The 16,068-nt window shown below is 66.1% G+C and carries 13 protein-coding genes; 10 read left to right on the plus strand and 3 right to left on the minus strand.

Going from position 1 to position 16,068, the window contains the following annotated elements; genetic code table 11:
• Positions 1-93 precede the first annotated feature (93 nt).
• Genes OG884_RS04560 through OG884_RS04570 form a run of 3 tightly spaced genes read left to right on the plus strand, consistent with a single transcriptional unit; the run spans position 94 to position 5,443 of the window.
• A complete protein-coding gene (locus OG884_RS04560; RefSeq protein WP_326642455.1) occupies positions 94-2,166 on the plus strand; it encodes an N-6 DNA methylase in 2,073 nt (690 codons plus the stop codon).
• Positions 2,163-4,175, plus strand: coding sequence for a type I restriction-modification system subunit M (locus OG884_RS04565; RefSeq protein WP_326642456.1), 2,013 nt, complete (start codon positions 2,163-2,165; stop codon positions 4,173-4,175). The genes OG884_RS04560 and OG884_RS04565 overlap by 4 nt, the downstream gene beginning before the upstream one ends.
• Positions 4,172-5,443, plus strand: a complete 1,272-nt coding sequence (locus OG884_RS04570) for a restriction endonuclease subunit S (RefSeq protein WP_326642458.1) — start codon at positions 4,172-4,174, stop codon at positions 5,441-5,443. Before OG884_RS04565 ends, OG884_RS04570 begins: the two co-directional genes overlap by 4 nt.
• A gap of 72 nt (positions 5,444-5,515) precedes the next feature.
• On the opposite strand, the gene OG884_RS04575 is transcribed toward OG884_RS04570, so the two are convergent.
• Positions 5,516-5,977 (minus strand): ATP-binding protein, encoded by a 462-nt coding sequence (locus tag OG884_RS04575; RefSeq protein ID WP_326642460.1) that lies wholly within the window; start codon positions 5,975-5,977, stop codon positions 5,516-5,518.
• A gap of 132 nt (positions 5,978-6,109) precedes the next feature.
• Between OG884_RS04575 and OG884_RS04580 the strand changes: the two genes are divergently transcribed.
• The 5 genes from OG884_RS04580 to OG884_RS04600 all read left to right on the plus strand — a co-directional run bounded on the left by OG884_RS04580 (position 6,110) and on the right by OG884_RS04600 (position 9,640).
• On the plus strand, positions 6,110-6,883 hold the full coding sequence (locus OG884_RS04580; protein WP_326642462.1) for a helix-turn-helix domain-containing protein: 774 nt from the start codon (positions 6,110-6,112) through the stop codon (positions 6,881-6,883).
• Positions 6,874-7,113, plus strand: a complete 240-nt coding sequence (locus OG884_RS04585; protein ID WP_326642463.1) for a DUF397 domain-containing protein — start codon at positions 6,874-6,876, stop codon at positions 7,111-7,113. The genes OG884_RS04580 and OG884_RS04585 overlap by 10 nt, the downstream gene beginning before the upstream one ends.
• 250 nt (positions 7,114-7,363) lie before the next feature.
• The gene (locus OG884_RS04590) at positions 7,364-8,578 is read left to right on the plus strand and encodes an AAA family ATPase (protein ID WP_326642465.1); all 1,215 of its coding nucleotides are present in this window, start codon (positions 7,364-7,366) and stop codon (positions 8,576-8,578) included.
• Positions 8,575-9,255, plus strand: coding sequence for a hypothetical protein (locus tag OG884_RS04595; protein WP_326642467.1), 681 nt, complete (start codon positions 8,575-8,577; stop codon positions 9,253-9,255). Before OG884_RS04590 ends, OG884_RS04595 begins: the two co-directional genes overlap by 4 nt.
• 10 nt (positions 9,256-9,265) lie before the next feature.
• Positions 9,266-9,640, plus strand: a complete 375-nt coding sequence (locus tag OG884_RS04600; protein ID WP_326642469.1) for a hypothetical protein — start codon at positions 9,266-9,268, stop codon at positions 9,638-9,640.
• 9 nt (positions 9,641-9,649) lie between these two features.
• Here OG884_RS04600 and OG884_RS04605 read toward each other — a convergent pair whose 3' ends face one another.
• Complete coding sequence (locus tag OG884_RS04605) at positions 9,650-9,874, minus strand: DUF6879 family protein (protein ID WP_326642471.1); 225 nt, start codon at positions 9,872-9,874, stop codon at positions 9,650-9,652.
• Positions 9,875-10,034: 160 nt separating this feature from the next.
• Here OG884_RS04605 and OG884_RS04610 point away from each other — a divergent pair, with 160 nt between their 5' ends.
• Positions 10,035-12,539 carry an ATP-binding protein gene (locus OG884_RS04610; RefSeq protein ID WP_326642473.1) on the plus strand — a complete coding sequence of 835 codons (2,505 nt, stop codon included), beginning with the start codon at positions 10,035-10,037 and terminating at the stop codon, positions 12,537-12,539.
• 69 nt (positions 12,540-12,608) lie between these two features.
• Positions 12,609-12,908: an NIPSNAP family protein gene (locus OG884_RS04615; protein WP_326642475.1), complete on the plus strand. Its 300-nt coding sequence runs from the start codon at positions 12,609-12,611 to the stop codon at positions 12,906-12,908.
• On the opposite strand, the gene OG884_RS04620 is transcribed toward OG884_RS04615, so the two are convergent.
• Positions 12,863-15,829: an NACHT and WD repeat domain-containing protein gene (locus tag OG884_RS04620; protein WP_326642477.1), complete on the minus strand. Its 2,967-nt coding sequence runs from the start codon at positions 15,827-15,829 to the stop codon at positions 12,863-12,865. The genes OG884_RS04615 and OG884_RS04620 overlap by 46 nt on opposite strands.
• Between the last annotated feature and the right edge of the window lie 239 nt (positions 15,830-16,068).

Here is a 16,068-nt window from a genome sequence, read left to right on the forward strand (position 1 = left end):
GATGGACAGGGACGCCCGGACGACCGCGGCGGGCATGACGAGGCGCCCATGGGCAGAGACGCCCAGGTGACCACGGCGGACACGGAGGAACCGATGGACAGGGACGTCCAGGTGACCGCGGCGGACATCGCCCGGCTGGGCGATGTGGGCCGCGCCGCGGTGAGCAACTGGCGGCGCAGGCACGATGACTTCCCCCAGCCCGTCGGCGGCACCGCGACCAGCCCCGCCTTCTCCCTCGGCGAGATCAAGGAGTGGCTGCTCGGCCACAGCGACGGTAAGCCGCTCCCGGCGCGCGAGTGGCTCTGGCAGGACCTGCGCGCGGGCGTGCCCGAGGAGGAACTCGCCGACCTGATCGCCGACCTCGGCGCCTTCCTGGTCTACCTCGATCGGGAGGACGACGACTGGGCGGCACTCTCCGCCACCGACGACGCGGCCGTGGCGGCCGTGCTCCCCGAACGGGTCCTGGCCGCGTGCGCCGCGCCGATGCAGAACCCGCCGCCGCCGAAGTGCCTCATCCGGGACCGGCTGCCGCTGCTGCGCCGGGTGGCCGCTCTCGCCACCGAGGACGGCGCGAAGGAGACCTTCACCTTCCTGCGCGAACGCTACTTCGAACTGCACAGCAAGCGGATGTACGCCACCCCCGAACCGGTCGCCCGGCTCATGGCGGAGCTCTGCGGCCCCTCCCCCGAGGTCGTCCTCGACCCGGCCTGCGGCTCGGGAGCCCTGCTGAAAGCGCTGCGCGACCGCCCCGGCAACCAGGTCCGCCATCTCCTCGGCCAGGACGCCGACGAGGCGACCACCCGGCTGACCGCCGCGCATCTCGCGCTGCACGCCGCCACCGTGCGCGTCTCGCACGGCGACTCACTCCGCCAGAACGCGTTCCCCGGCACGCGGGTGGACGCGGTCGTGTGCAACCCGCCGTTCAACGACCGTGCCTGGGGATACGAGGAGCTGACCGCCGACCCCCGCTGGGAGTACGGCCTGCCACCCCGGATGGAGTCAGAACTCGCCTGGATCCAGCATGCCCTCTTCCAGCTGAAACCCGGCGGCACAGCCGTCGTACTCATGCCACCCGCCGTCGCCGGCCGCAGATCCGGCCGCCGCATCCGCGCCCAGCTGATCCGCCGGGGAGCGCTCAAAGCGGTGATCACACTCCCGCTCGGGAGCATCCCCAACATGGCGGTCGCCCTGGCCCTGTGGGTGCTGCGCAGACCTGCGGACTCCCAGACACCCGATCACGTCCTGATGGTCGACACCTCCGACCGTCCGGAGGACTTCGCGCGGGTCGCCGCGGCTGCCTGGGCGCGCTTCGAGGCCGGTGCGGGCGCCGACGAGCCGGGCGTGAGCCGGGCCGTCCCCTCCATCGAACTGCTCGACGACGACGTCGACCTCACCCCCGCCCGGTATCTCGCGCCACCGTCTGCGGACCTGTCGCCCGAGCGCGTCACCGGGCAGCGGAACCGAGTAGCCGACTTCCTCCGCCTCGCCGCGGAGCTGGTGCCGACCGTCGAGTCGGCTCCGGAGCCGAAGGACCTCCCGATGGTCCCGCTCGCCGAACTCCTGCGGCGCGGCATGCTGACGATCCACCACCAGAGCCCGGTGAGACCCGGCGAGCCGTCCGAGGTCGCGGACGGGCTGACCGTCCTCACCGCCGAGGACGTCGTCGACGGCACCCCGCCGACCGCGACCACGCCGGACGTAGCCGTACAGCACGAGATCATCGTGCGGCCCGGTGACGTGCTGGTGCCCAACATCGCGCGGCGCCCGGTGGCGCGGGTCGCCGGGGAGGGCGGCCCCGTCCTCGGCCTCCGCCTCTCCCTGCTCCGCCCCGACCCGGCCCTGCTCGACCCCCACTTCGTGGCGGGCTTCCTGAGCGGCTCGGTCAACCTGCGCAACTACGTCACCGTGGGCAGCCGCGCCCAGGTGGACGTACGCCGCGCGGAACTCCCGCCCCTGCCGATCGAGGAGCAGCGCGGGTACGGCGAGACGTTCCGGAAACTGGCGGAATTCGAGGCTTCGCTGCGCCGGGTCGCCACCCTCGGCGAGGATCTGATCCAGCTGATATCCGACGGCCTGACCCACGGCGCCGTCCGGCCGTCCACCGAGGACATCAAGAACACCGAGCACACTGAGAACACCGAGAACGACGTGAAGGAAAAACCTTGAGCGGTAACCACCAGAGGTACGCGGACTTCATCTGGTCGGTGGCCGACCTGCTGCGCGGCGACTACCGGCAGTCGGAGTACGGCAAGGTCATCCTGCCCCTCACCGTGCTGCGGCGGCTCGACTGCGTGCTGGAGCCCACCAAGGAGGCGGTGCTCGCCGAGGCGAAACAGCTGAAGGGCCAGTTGCTGCCGCCCCGGCTGGTCGAGCTCAAGTTGCGGAACGCCTCCGGCGCGAGCTTCTACAACACCAGCCCGCTCGACTTCGGGACCCTGGGCAAGGATTCCGAGAACGTCGCCCGCAACCTGCGCTCCTACATCGGCGCGTTCTCCCCGGGCGCGGTCGAGGTGCTGGAGAAGTACCGCTTCGACGACCAGATCACCCGGCTGGAGGAGGCCGGGCTGCTCTACCTGGTGACCTCGAAGTTCGCCGAGATCGACCTGCATCCGGACGTGGTCGACAACCACCAGATGGGCTACGTCTTCGAGGAGCTGATCCGGAAGTTCTCCGAGATCTCCAACGAGACCGCCGGTGAGCACTTCACCCCGCGCGAGGTCATCAGGCTGATGGTCAACCTGCTGATGGCGCCGGACGACAAGGACGTGATGACGCCCAACATCGTCCGTACGATCTATGACCCGGCCTGCGGCACCGGCGGCATGCTCTCGGCCGCCGAGGAGCACATCACCCGCTACAACACCAAGGCCACGGTCAAGGTCTCCGGCCAGGAGCTCAACCCCGAGTCGTGGGCGATCTGCCGCTCGGACATGATGCTCAAGGGCCAGGACCCCACGAAGATCGCCTTCGGTAACTCCTTCACCCAGGACGGCCATCCCGAGGGGCGGTTCGACTACCTGCTGGCCAACCCGCCGTTCGGCGTGGAGTGGAAGAAGGTCCAGAAGCAGGTGCAGGACGAGGCCGACCAGCTCGGCTGGGCCGGCCGGTTCGGCGCGGGCACCCCCCGGATCAACGACGGGTCGTTCCTCTTCCTCCAGCACATGATCTCCAAGATGAAGCCCGTCGACCAGGGCGGCTCCCGCATCGCGATCGTCTTCAACGGCTCCCCGCTCTTCACCGGCGCCGCCGGTTCCGGCGAGTCGGAGATCCGCCGCTGGATCCTGGAGAACGACTGGCTGGAGGCGATCGTCGCCCTGCCCGACCAGCTCTTCTACAACACCGGGATCTCCACCTACTTCTGGATCCTGTCCAACCGCAAGGCGCCCGCGTTGAAGGACAAGGTGATCCTGCTGGACGCCCGGGATCGCTGGGCCAAGATGCGCAAGTCCCTCGGCGACAAGCGCAAGCTCATCCCCGACGACCGGATCGCCGAGATCACCGACCTCTACCGCGAGGTCCTTTCCCTGACCGACGGCCAGGAGCCGAACCCCAAGGTCAAGGTCTTCCCGCGGCACGCGTTCGGCTACCAGCGGATCACCGTCGAGCGCCCGCTCCGGCAGCGGTTCGAGGTGACCGCCGAGACCGCCGACACGGTGGCCGAGGCCAAGGCGGTGGCCAAGTTCGAGCAGCGCGACGCGCTGCTGGCGGCGCTGCGATCCCTGGCCGGTACGGGGTGCGGCACCAAGCTGGAGTTCGCCGGAAAGCTGGACGCGGCCATGGCGGAGCACGGGCTGAGCAAGCTGCCCGCCCCGGTGGAGAAGGCGATCTGGGCCGAGGTGTCGACCGGCGACCCCGAGGGCGAGCTACAGACCGACCGGAAGAACAACCCGCTGCCCGATCCCGACCTGCGCGACAACGAGAACGTGCCGCTGACCTCGATGCACTCCACCCCGGCGGAGCTGGAGGCCGAGATCGAGGAGTACATGAGGCGCGAGGTCCTCCCGCATGTCCCGGAGGCGTGGGTGGACCACTCCAAGACGAAGGTCGGCTTCGAGATCCCGTTCACCCGGCACTTCTACGTGTACACACCACCTCGGCCGCTGGAAGAGATCGACGCGGAACTCAAGGCGTTGGAGGCCGAGATCCAGAAGCTCCTGGGCGAGGTGACTGGATGAACTGGCAAAGAGTGCAGCTTAAGCGCATTGCCCATCTCACCTCCGGGGGAACTCCCGATGTTAGCGATGCAGATAACTGGGTGGAATCAGATACTCATGGTTACGCCTGGGTAGCAATAGGTGATATGTCAAACCGCTCAGTAGTTGAATCCACAAGTCGTCGCATATCAAGTCAAGGAATGCGCAATGCCCGACTAAAATTAGCTCCTCCCGGAACCCTCCTATTCAGCATGTATGCAAGCTTGGGGCATACAGCAATTCTCGGAGAGCCTGGATGTTGGAACCAGGCAATCTTAGGGATTACTCCAGCCCTTGGAGTGGACCCAAGATTTCTCAACTACTCCCTTGTGAGTCTACGTCCAACGCTACTTTCCATGGCGCGAAGCACCACTCAAAACAACCTTAATGCCGAGCAGGTGGGAAATCTTTCTCTACTTCTTCCCAGTTTCGAAGAACAGCGGAACATCGCTGACTTCCTAGACACCGAAACGTCTCGAATCGATCAATTCATCTCCGCCCACAGGCGCCAGATTCACCTCATCGAGGAACGAGAGCTTTCCAGTATTTATGACGCGCTACGCGGAGCCGACGAACCAGGTGAACGAAAAACAAGTGGCCTTGATTGGTTGAGAGAGATCCCAGCCTCGTGGCCGGTCGCCTCCGTTTCCAGTCAGTTCGACATTCAGCTGGGGAAGATGCTCAACGAGGAGCGCACCAGAGGTACGAATCTAAAACCCTACCTACGCGTTCTCAACGTTCAGTGGGATGACATTGATGTCGAAGACCTCGCCCAGATGAACTTTCCTCGCAGCGAGCGTAAGCGCTACGAGGTTCTCCCCGGCGATCTCCTTATCTGCGAGGGTGGAAGTTACCCAGGGCGAGCCGCCATCTGGGAAGGACAAATCCCAGAGATCTACTACCAAAAGGCTCTACATAGAGCCAGATCTCGCGGGCGCAGTTCGGTGCGCTGGTTGTACTACTGCCTCCGTGTCGCTCGGGCCATGAGCGTCTTCGAGGTCGAAGGCAACAGCACGACAATGACCCACCTCACCGGCGAGCAACTCGCCGTTCATCGATTCCCTTTCCCTGAGCGGGAAGTCCAGGACCGCCTTATTCGTAATCTAGATGAAGCCACCAAGAGGAACCGACTCCTGAGAGCAGCATTAGAGAAGCAATTGGAAGTCCTTACCGAGCGACGGCAGGCACTGATCACGATGGCGGTGACCGGGCGGATTGATATGGCGACGGCACAACAGGTCAAGGTGTGAGTGACAGCTCTGCCGGCCAGTGCCGCCGGTGGCCGTAGCGGATGAGAGCGGCGGGTTTGTTCTTCTCGACCTCTACGGCCATGCCACCAGTTGGAACCAGACGGATTTGCCGTAAGGGTTCAGGGTCCAACCCCAGTTGTGGGAGAGGTCCTGGACAATGGCGAGGCCACGGCCGGAGGTTTCCAGGTCGTCGGGCTGTTTCATCCGTGGGATCTCGATGCAGGAGTCGTAGACGTCCACGGTCAGCAGGTCCTTCTCCCCGCTGACCGTGATGCGGATCGGGCTCGCATCGGAGACGTCCGCCGAGCCGTACGCGATGGCGTTGGTGACGAGTTCCGAGGCCAGGAGTTCGGCGATTTCCGGGACGTCTTCCGCCGCGTTCCAGTCGGCTGCCAGGTCACGCACGAATCGGCGGGCCGAGGCGACGTTTCTGGGATCACGAGGTATCCACTTTTCCCCCAATGGGGAGAATGCCGGATTCATCGTATAGCGGCATTCGGTCAGTGCCGCACTCGCCTTGATGGCCTCTTCCATGATTTTTCTTCCTGTCTCGGATTTTGTATGTTCAGATTGCCGAGACATCACTACGCTTGGTAGCGGAACGATTACGAAGGGCACGCATTGGAGTTCACAAGGCTTTTGTTGAACTCCGGTTAGGAGGGCACTGTGGCCGACCTCTACACGCCTCAGGCAATATGGGGCAGGGAGCTGCGTTACTACCGGAAGGCAGCCGGCCTCACCCAGGGAGAGCTCGCCGAGAAGATCCACTTCAGCGAGTCCCTGATCAGCGGGGTGGAGACGGGGCACCTCCCGGCCAGCCCGGAATTCGCCGAGGCGTGCGACTTCGCCCTCAACACGGGCGGCGCCCTCCTCCGACTCCTCGACTGGAGAAAGGGCCAGGTCTTCCCCTCCTGGTTCGGAAAGTGGCGGGACAAGGAAAGCGCCGCCGTCACGCTCCGGACATACGAGCCGCTGATGGTCCCCGGCCTGCTCCAGACCGAGGCATACGCACACGCTCTGCTGGGCGACAACGAAGCCGTCACAGCCCGCCTGGAGCGTCAGAACATTCTGACCCGCGAGAAGCCACCGACCCTCCGCTGCGTAATCAGCGAAACGGTCCTGAACCTGCTGGTGGGAGGCCCGGATGTCATGCGCGAGCAACTGGAGCACATCGCCGCGATCGCCAGTCCCCAAATCAGCGTGCAGGTCGTTCCCTCCGGTTACGTCCGTTCCGGCCTGCTGGCGGGATTCGCGATCGCGACCCTGGAAGACAGCAGCGAGGTAGCGTATTTGGAAACGGCCATTCGCGGACTGACGACCGGCGACCGGGACGACATCACAATGGCCGTCCAGCGGTTCGAGGCCATTCGCATCGAGGCCCTGCCGCTGAACATGTCGACGGACCTCATTAAGCGCACAGCGGAGGAAAAATGGACCTGAGCAAGGCTCAGTGGCGCAAGTCAAGCCTCAGCGGCAACAACGGTGGAAACTGCGTCGAGGTCGCGGAGCTCGGCATCCTCACCGAAGGCCCCGCCCACAAGCCCGGACACCCCCACCTGATCGCCGTACGCGATTCCAAGGACCCCCACGGCCCCAACCTCTTCTTCACCCCCACCGAGTGGACCGCCTTCATCAACGGCATCAAGGCCGACGACTTCGACCTCGGCTGAACGATCTCCCCTACCGGCCGCCCGACCACGCACCAGGGCGGCCGGTAGGGGCTGTCCGACCTCGTGCCCTGCCGTCCATGGGGATCGCCTGCCGGATGATTGACTGCTCGCGTCGTGGTCCGAGGCACCGACCACCCGGCAGGGTTCTCGGTGATCTCGCCGGATCGGTGCCATGAGAACAGGAAAGATGGCTCGGGAAGCGGCTCGCCGGACGACTCTCGTCGGCGCCGGGCAGGAAGAGGTGGGGTTGATGGCTGGGCGGTTGGTAGAGCTGGAAGTGGAGAACTTCCGCAGCCTGCGGAAGGTGTCGCTGCCGCTGGGACCGGTCAACGTGCTGGTCGGGCCCAACGGCGCGGGCAAGACGAACGTGCTACGGGTGTTCGACTTCCTGGCCGACATCGTCCGGACCGACCTGGGACCGGCGCTTGAGGACCGGGGCGGCTTTGACGAGCTGGTGTTCCGGGGCGGCGAACTGAGGCCGAATCACATCCAGATCGGCTTGAAGGGACACTGGTCCGTCCCCGAGACATCCGGGTGCCCGCTTGATGTGTACCGCTTGAAGATCAACGGTAGTCCTCCGGCACGGGAGGAGATCTTTCACCTCAGCCGGGCCGGCGGCTGGCGGAACCGGATCGAAGTGTCGGGTGAGCGAGCCGCGAGTTCACAGTACGGGGCCGACGAGGTGATCTCGGATGACGAGTCCGAGCGGCGCACCGCGGTGATGGAGGTCGGAATCCAGCCGTTCAGCACCGGCCTGTCCACTCTGCCCCGGCTGTCGGAGAATTTCGGCGGCCGAGAGGTGGTGGCCCTGGCCGATTTCCTCACCACCTTCCGCGTCTTCGACGTCGACGTGCACCGCGCGCGCCTGCCGTCGCGTGTTCCTCGGAGCGGATATGAGGCGATCGCGGATGACGCCTCCAACCTGGCGAGGTTCCTGCTGACTCTGCGGGATACCGACGAAGAGGCGTGGGAGCGGCTCCAGGCCGACGCGGTGGAGGTTCTCCCCCAACTCGAAGCGCTCGACTTCGACTACCGGTCCGGGGGCGCTCATTCCGTCGTCGTGGTCCTCAGGGAACGTGGGCTGCGCGAACCCACCTCGCTGCTCGACGCCTCCTACGGCACGATCCGCCTGCTGGGTCTTCTCGCGATGCTCTACGATCCCAGCCCGCCCGCGCTCACCTGCGTCGAAGAGATCGATCACGGCCTGCACCCGCAGGCATTGGAGATCCTCGTCGAGCGGGTCCGGGAGGCGAGCGACAGAACACAGTTCATCATCGCCACACATTCGCCGGCCCTCGCCGACCGGCTCAAGCCAGAGGAACTCATCGTGTGCGAGCGTGCGGAGGACGGTTCCTCCGTCATCCCGGCGGTTTCGACCGCCCAGGTTGAGAAAATCGTGCGAGCCAGCGAGGGGATGCCCCTGGGAGAGCTGTGGTTCTCCGGTGCGCTGGGGGGCGATCTGTGAGCAGGCGCGGGGGAACCCGCATCCGGCCGACCAGGAAGCCGATCGTGGTCGTCGCCGGTGAGGATCGGAACGACCGGCTCAGCCTCCGGATCCTCTTGGAGGAGTTCTGCCCGGAGATGCGCGGACGGATCGTGGAGATCGGCGATCCGGTGCGACTGCACCAGGCCACCGGTGCGAACCTCGCCGCCCGCGCGGAGACCCTCGCGCGCAAGGTCCGCGCGAGAGCCGTACGCGATGACACGACGGTGGCGTGCGTGTTCGTTCACGAGGATCTCGACGCGGTCGACGACGAGCGGTATCCGGCCATTCGCCTGCGGGTGGAGAAGGCATTGGAGGCAGCACTGGGTACGGCGCACTATGCCCTGGCCGTGGCAGAGATCGAGTCCTGGCTACTGCTGTTTCCTGACGCACTCACTGCCGTATGCGGCTCGTGGTCGGTGCCCGCCCGCCATCGTGGCAGGGACACCGGACGGCTGGCCGATCCCAAGCGGGTGCTCATGCGAGAGGTCAGCGGCTCAGGCCGCCGCTATCGGGAGGCCGACGCACCGGAGGTTCTCGGCCAGGCCGCGATGATGGGCTTGGCGACGAACCCCGCAGGCCGAAACCGCTCCTACGAACAGTTCCGAGAAGACGCCGCCCGTTGTTGTGCCGATCACGTGGGTCCCACCTCAAGGTGATCCCTCACACATGAGCATTGACCGCCGGGGCAAAGTATTGGAAGAGCTGGCACAAGCGATACGCGAGACGGAGCTCCCCGGCTCGTCGTCAATCAGGAAGGTGTCCGTCGAGCCATACCTGGACGCGGACGGGGAGCCGGCGCTCAAGGCTCTGATCGTTGTCGAGGGGGCGTACGAAGGCGGCTGGCCCGCCGAGTTGACGCACTCGCTTCGCAGGCAGGTGAACCAGCTCGCGGCCGAGAAGGGTCTGAACGAGTACGTCTACGTCACGCTCTTCACCGAACAGGAGTTCAAGGATCGGGAGAGCACCGACGACCTGGCGGAAAGCGACAGCACGACCGACATCGACCGTGCTCTCAGCGAAGACCAGCAGGACAGACAGTGAGGCGAGATTTCATACGCCCGCGAAGAAATCCTCGAACGGAACAGCCGCCGTCCGAAGCCCGATCGCCTTCTTCTCCAGCGAGGAGATGACGACGGGATCGTGCGTCATCCAACCACCGGATTGGAGACCGACCTCACCATAATCATGGATCAATGCCGCATGCCGGTCGAATAATAAGAAGTCAAATTGGGATGTCAATGATGAATTCGCAAAAGATCCGTCTTGAAATGGCATGGTCGGAACCGGCCAGGTCTCCGCTTGCCAGAGGCTTTGCTTTTTTCTGAAAATCAGTCGTTACTATGATAAATTTGGAAAATAGTTCATCCGCTGTCGGCAGCGCGAAGAACATCTGTCCGGCGCCGTGCCTCTGTTGTGACAGTTGGGGGGCAAGAGGATGGCGAGGAACGAAACCTGGGGCGCCGATTCCGAGGAGAACCAGCGGCTGCGTACTCTCGCGCTCACCTCCGTCGGCCTCGGCGAGATCGAGGTGCTGAAGTACGCGCTGGACCAGGCGGTCGCCGAACTGCATGGGTTGAGCGGGATGGTGCACTGGTCCGGAGCGCGGGTCGACCGCGGGGGACCGCGCCTGCTGGTGGCCTCCGGGCTGCCTCCCGCCCAGTTGCAGACGTGGGGGGAGGCGATCCGGGACGTCGTCGTCCGGGCGCTGCGCGACGGAGCGCCCGTGTGCACGTCCGTCGCCCCAGGCGCCGGGCGCGAGAGCGCCAAGGAGACGGCCGCGGCCATACCGCCCACCGCGACCCTGACGGCCGTGCCGCTGCGCGTCCGCGACGCGCCGGTCGGCGTACTGTCCGTACTCTCCTGCGGGCCCGCCAAGCTCACCGGCCGCCAGCGGGCGTTCCTGCGATCGCTGGCCGACTGGCTGGCCCAGCGGCTGGCCGGATCCGGCACCGACTCAGACGGTGGATACCCGCGGCGGCAGGACCTCTCCACCGGCTCTCATCTCCGGCAGGCGCTGAAGGCGACCAAGATCGGATCTTGGGACTGGAACATCCTGACCGGCGAACTGCGCTGGGACGAGGCCGGCCTAACCGTGATGGGGATCGATGTGGACAGCGGCCCCCACACCATTGACTACTGGGTCAACCTCATCCACCCAGATGACTATCCCCGGGTGATGACCGCAACCGAGGAGGCCGTCCGCACCAGGGGACTGTTCGAGGCCGAGTATCGTGCCCGCCGCCCGGACGGAACCACGGGCTGGGTGCAGGAACGCGGCCGGGTGGTGCTGGATGCGGCCGGCGAGCCGACACACATGATCGGCACGGTCTGGGACACCACGGAGAGCCGTATCGCCCGCGAGTCGGTCAGCCGCGCGCTGCGCTACATGAGCGACGCCTTCCTCGCGGTGGACCGCGACTGGCGGATCACCTTCGTCAACCTCGACGCCGAGCGCCTCCTGGGGGTCACCGACCCCTACGGTCAGGTGCTGTGGGACCTGCCGACAGGAAAGTCGCCCGACCTGCGGGCGGCGTGCCACCGGGCCGCCGCCGGGCGGGAGCCCGCCACTCTCGACATGCGGTGGCCGACCGACGGTCGCTGGTACCGCGTGCGACTGGTGCCGGTGCCCGACGGCCTGACCCTCTATCTCGCCGACGTCACCGACAAGCGCCTGCGCGACGCCGAGCGCGAGGCCGCCGAGCAGGCCGCCGCCGAGCGGACCGCCTGGGTCCAGGAGCTGACCCGAGCCCTCGGCGACGCCGTGACCGCCCGTGACCTGGTGCGGGTCATCGCCGAGCGGGTGCTGCCGCCGTTCGGCGCGGCGGGACTGATCATGCTGACCGTCGACCACGGTCGCCTGCACGTGGCCGGAGCCTTCAACCACGCCGCGGACATCCTTGACCGGCTGGAGGACCAGGTGCCCGTGGAGCCGTCCCCCCTCTCCGACGCCCTGCGATCGCGTGCCCCGGTCTTCATCACCTCCAGGGCCGAGCACCACAAGCGCTATCCGAACTTCGCCCGCTGGATGGCCCGCAGGAGCGTCGACGACTCGGAGAAGAACGCCTGGGCGATTCTGCCGCTGCTCGTGCCCGGCCAGTACCGGGGGTGCTGCGTGATCTCCTTCGACCAGCCCCACCGCTTCCCTGGCGAGGAGCGTACGCTGCTCACGGCGCTCAGCGGGCTGATCTCCCAGGCCCTGGTGCGGGCCCGCCTCTACGAGGTGGAGCACACCCGCGTCCAGGAGCTGCAACACCTGCAGGCGGGGCTGCGGGAGTCCCTCGAACGGCAGCGGTGCTTCACCGCCGACGCCTCCCACGAGTTGCGCACCCCGCTGGCCGGACTGCGGGCCCAGCTGGAGGAGGCGCAACTCCACCCCGAGGAGACCGACCTCGGCGACCTGCTCGAACACACCTTGGGCGATGTGGACCGGCTGCAGGCCATCACCACCGACCTCCTCCAGCTGGCCAGGCAAGGGGCCGACCAGGCCGCCGCGCTGGAGAACGTCGACCTGGCACGGCTGATCGAGACCGAGGTGCCCCGCCGCGCGCACGATCTGCACCCGATGCGGCTCCGGCTCGAACCCGGCGTGGTAGTCGACGCCGTCCCCGGGCAGATCGGCCGGATACTGACCAACCTGCTCGACAACGCCCAGCGTCACGCGGTACGCCGCGTCGAGGTCGGGCTGCGCCGCAGCGGTGACAGCGCCGAGCTCACCGTCACCGACGACGGCCCGGGAGTCCCAGCGTCAGAACGCGAGAACATCTTCCAGCGCTTCGCCCGGCTGGACACCGCCCGCAGCCGCGACACAGGAGGCACCGGCCTCGGCCTGGCCATCGCCCGCGACATCGCCCACTCCCACCACGGGACCCTGCACGTAGAAGCCCCGCCCACCCGCGGCGCGCGCTTCATCCTCCGCCTCCCGCTCACGAATCAGGGGTGAGGAGACCGCAGTCGTACGATCTTCAGCGCACGGTGGCCCCATATCCAACCCAAGGCGAAAGGCGATGACATGGCCGGGACCGTTCAGCATCGCATTTACACGATCCAAGAGGGCCTGCTGGAGGAATGGGCGGAGAAGTGGCGATCGCGGATCGTGCCACTCCGCCGCGAATTCGGGTTCGAGATCCACGGTGCCTGGCTGGATCACGAGCGCAGCCAGTTCATCTGGGTGCTCTCGTACGACGGACCGGAGAGCTTCCAGGAGCGGAATCAGCAGTACTGGGACTCTCCCAAGCGCGCCCGGATGGGCGTGGATCCGTCGCTCTACCTGGTGGACCGGGTGGTCCGCGAGGTGGCGGCCGTCTCCTGACGGGCGGGGAGGGGCAACATGTGACCGCGTCGTTCTTCCACTGTCAGGCTCCGATAGACGCGGCCTCGCGCCAGGGCCTGCAGCCGGGACAGGTCGGGCTCGGCCTGCCAGATTCGCGCCGTGCCGTCGAATGACGCGGTGAGCAGCGCCCGTCCGTCCGCGGACCAGGCGACGGAGCTGATCTTTCCGCGGTGGACACCGGCGATGGTGATCTCCTCACAGCGCTCGGCGTCCCAGACCCGTACGGTGCAGTCGTCGGATCCGGTGGCTATCCGGGTGCCGTCCGGCGACCAGGCGACCGCATGGACTCGGCTTTCATGGCCACGTAGGACACCGGTCTGCCTGCCGGAGGCGACGTCCCAGATGCGTGCGGTCCGGTCCGCCGAACCTGTGACCACGCTGGTCCCGTCAGCGGACCAGGAGACGCAGTCGACCCAGCTGTCGTGCCCGCGCAGGACCGTGTGCTGCTCTCCGGCGGCAATGTTCCAGATGCGGGCAGTGCGGTCGTCGGAAGTGGAGGCCAGCATTCGTTGTGTCGGGGACCAGGCTAGCGAGATGACCCAGTCCTGGTGACCGGTCAGGGTAGTGAGTTGTCGTCCGTCGGCCGCGTCCCAGACGCGAATGAACCAGTCGTGGCCGCCGGTGACCAGCCTCGTCCCGTCGGGCGACCAGGCGATCCCTTCGACGTAGTCCTGATGTCCCTTAAGGGTCAGGTCCGCCGTACCGTCTGCGACATTCCATATGATCACCGTGCGGTCATGAGATGCGGTGGCCAGACGACTGCTGTCGGGGGACCACGCCACACCGAGCACGTTGTCGCAGTGGCCGTGTAGTTCACGCATGATCTCGCCTGATTCCGCGTTCCAGATCCGCACGGTCAGATCCCGCGAGGTGCCCGCCACGTGCAGGCCATCCGGTGACCAGGCCACGCCTCGTACGACGTCCGCCGCACCGGTCAGAATCCGCTGAAGTTCGCCGGTCACGGCATCCCAGAGGCGGACTGTCTGGTCTCGCGAGGCGGTCGCGACTCTGGCCGAGTCGGGCGACCATGAGGCCATCTCGACCATTCCGCCATGACCGGAGAGTACGGCCAGCGTCCGACCGGTGACGGCATCCCACACCCGGCCGGTACCGTCACGGGAGGCGGTGACAATGCGTGTCCCGTCAGGTGACCATGCCAGATTGCGGACCGCGTCCGTGTGCTCATGCAGAGACAGGGTGGAGTGGCTGAACACCAGTGCGGTCATCAGGCCACGCAGTGCGGCCTGGGTCGTCACGCACTCGTCGAGGGCTGCCAGCGAGAGCAACAGGGACTCTTCGGGTGCCCGCTCGGCGGAGGTCAGGACATGCCTGCCGATGCCATCCGAGATCCGCCGCAAGAACGCCAGATCCCGGCGCTGGGAGACCTCGACCAGTTCACGAGTATCTTCGGTGGCCTGGCCGGAATCCACCAGGCCGGTCAGCCATCGCTGGGCGAGCACGAGCCGGCTCCCGGTCAGAAGGTAATCGTCACTGCGCCCGGATCTCCGCCAATCGACCGCCCACCGTTCCAGTTCAGCGCGTCGGCGCAGCTGCTCGGCACGGGTCTCGACCTCCTGCCGGAGTGGTGGCCACTGCCGGAACAAGGCCTCGTGCGCGACCTGCCCCACCGGCCGATCGTCTCGTACGTCGGTGACGAGCAGCCGGGCCTCGACGAACACCTCGACGATCCGCCGTTCGTCAGGGGGCAGTTCGGTCAGGACGACCTTGCGCCTGGCCGCCTCCTGTCCTTCGACGGTCACGAACTTCAACAGCACCGCGAGAACCGGCTCGATGCCGGCCTCCCCGTGTAATGCCACGACCGCCTGGTCCGCCTGGCGTGCCATGGCCCCGCCCACACCGCCGAGTGACCGGTAGTGCTCGATGTCAGCCATCCTGTCCGAGCCCACCAAGTCGTACAGCTCCTGTAGCAGGTACGCCAGCAGCGGTAGTGCGTCGCTGGTTCCGGCCTCCTTCACGATGAGATCCACCAGGCCGGGTGCGAACCGCATCCCCGCCAGTCGACCGGGTTCCTCGACGGCCTGCGCCAGTTCGGGGTGTCCGATCGCCCCGATGGCCATGGGGTTCTCAAAAAGCCCCGCCTGGGTGGTCTCCAGAAAGTCACGGAGAAACTCGATACGCAGCGTGGCCACCAGCCAGAGTCTTCGATCCCGCTCAAGGGCTGTGCGCACGGCGGAAAGGAACAGATCCCGCTCATGTTCTCCCGTTGACGTGAGCAGCTCCTCGAACTGGTCGACGACCAGTAGCAACCGGCTGAAGCGGCGCCCGGTCGTCGTCCTCAGTCGCTGGACATGATGGGCGAGGTCATCCGGCGACCGCCGTAAACGCCGCAGTACGGCAGGGGCCTCAACCGTGCCCTCGGCATCGGACAGGGCTGTGGCAAGTGCCGCCATCGGGTTGCCTCCGGGCGTCATGACAGGCAGCACCAACCAGCGCCGCTCTCGCAACCTCGGTATCACCCCGGCTTGCACCAGTGAGGACTTACCGCTTCCGGAAGCGCCGACCAGCGCGACGAACCGGTCATCCGGCGCGATGGAGGAGTTGTGCAACCGCCGTACGAGATCGGAGATCTGTCGGTCACGGCCGAAGAAAACCGCCGCTTCATCCTCTTTGAAAGCATCCAGCCCGGGATACGGCGGACGGCTGAAATCCCATACCCGCTTGGGAAGCGGAGGGTTCTCCAGGCGATAGGTCACAATAGTGCCCGCGATCAGGATGAGGATCAGCACCCCGATGGCCGGAGCCGCGATCTGTTGCAGAATCTGCAACAAGAACGGACCGTTCTCCACACTGGTCGCGTAGTTCGTCACGATGCCCAGAAGTGCGGCGACCACAACCAGGACGAGCTGCAGAAACAATGTCGACCACCGACGTCTGCTCATCGTGGCCCTCCAGAGCAGACACGCATTCGACCTCTCCCGCTGTATCGTTGCTTTCCTGTCCTATGGACGTATATCAAGGATGTTCATCTTCGGTCTGCCGGATCTGATCACCGACATTTTCCGGTCCATCCTGATCCTCCTTTCATGCTCGCCCACCCTGCCGTCGACGCGATCCACGAGTTCACCGGCTCCGATCACTCTCCGTAGGTGTCGAACCCGCCTTGACTGGCGTGACACTC

This window comes from Streptosporangium sp. NBC_01755 (genome assembly GCF_035917995.1).
GTDB lineage: Bacteria > Actinomycetota > Actinomycetes > Streptosporangiales > Streptosporangiaceae > Streptosporangium.

Excerpts from the sequence above, each read along its gene's own strand:
- OG884_RS04560 (WP_326642455.1), top strand. The coding sequence starts at position 94 with ATGGACAGGGACGTCCAGGTGACCGCGGCGGACATCGCCCGGCTGGGC.
- OG884_RS04570 (WP_326642458.1), top strand. The coding sequence starts at position 4,172 with ATGAACTGGCAAAGAGTGCAGCTTAAGCGCATTGCCCATCTCACCTCC.
- OG884_RS04575 (WP_326642460.1), bottom strand. The coding sequence starts at position 5,977 with ATGGAAGAGGCCATCAAGGCGAGTGCGGCACTGACCGAATGCCGCTAT.
- OG884_RS04585 (WP_326642463.1), top strand. The coding sequence starts at position 6,874 with ATGGACCTGAGCAAGGCTCAGTGGCGCAAGTCAAGCCTCAGCGGCAAC.
- OG884_RS04590 (WP_326642465.1), top strand. The coding sequence starts at position 7,364 with ATGGCTGGGCGGTTGGTAGAGCTGGAAGTGGAGAACTTCCGCAGCCTG.
- OG884_RS04600 (WP_326642469.1), top strand. The coding sequence starts at position 9,266 with ATGAGCATTGACCGCCGGGGCAAAGTATTGGAAGAGCTGGCACAAGCG.
- OG884_RS04605 (WP_326642471.1), bottom strand. The coding sequence starts at position 9,874 with ATGCCATTTCAAGACGGATCTTTTGCGAATTCATCATTGACATCCCAA.
- OG884_RS04610 (WP_326642473.1), top strand. The coding sequence starts at position 10,035 with ATGGCGAGGAACGAAACCTGGGGCGCCGATTCCGAGGAGAACCAGCGG.
- OG884_RS04615 (WP_326642475.1), top strand. The coding sequence starts at position 12,609 with ATGGCCGGGACCGTTCAGCATCGCATTTACACGATCCAAGAGGGCCTG.
- OG884_RS04620 (WP_326642477.1), bottom strand. The coding sequence starts at position 15,829 with ATGAGCAGACGTCGGTGGTCGACATTGTTTCTGCAGCTCGTCCTGGTT.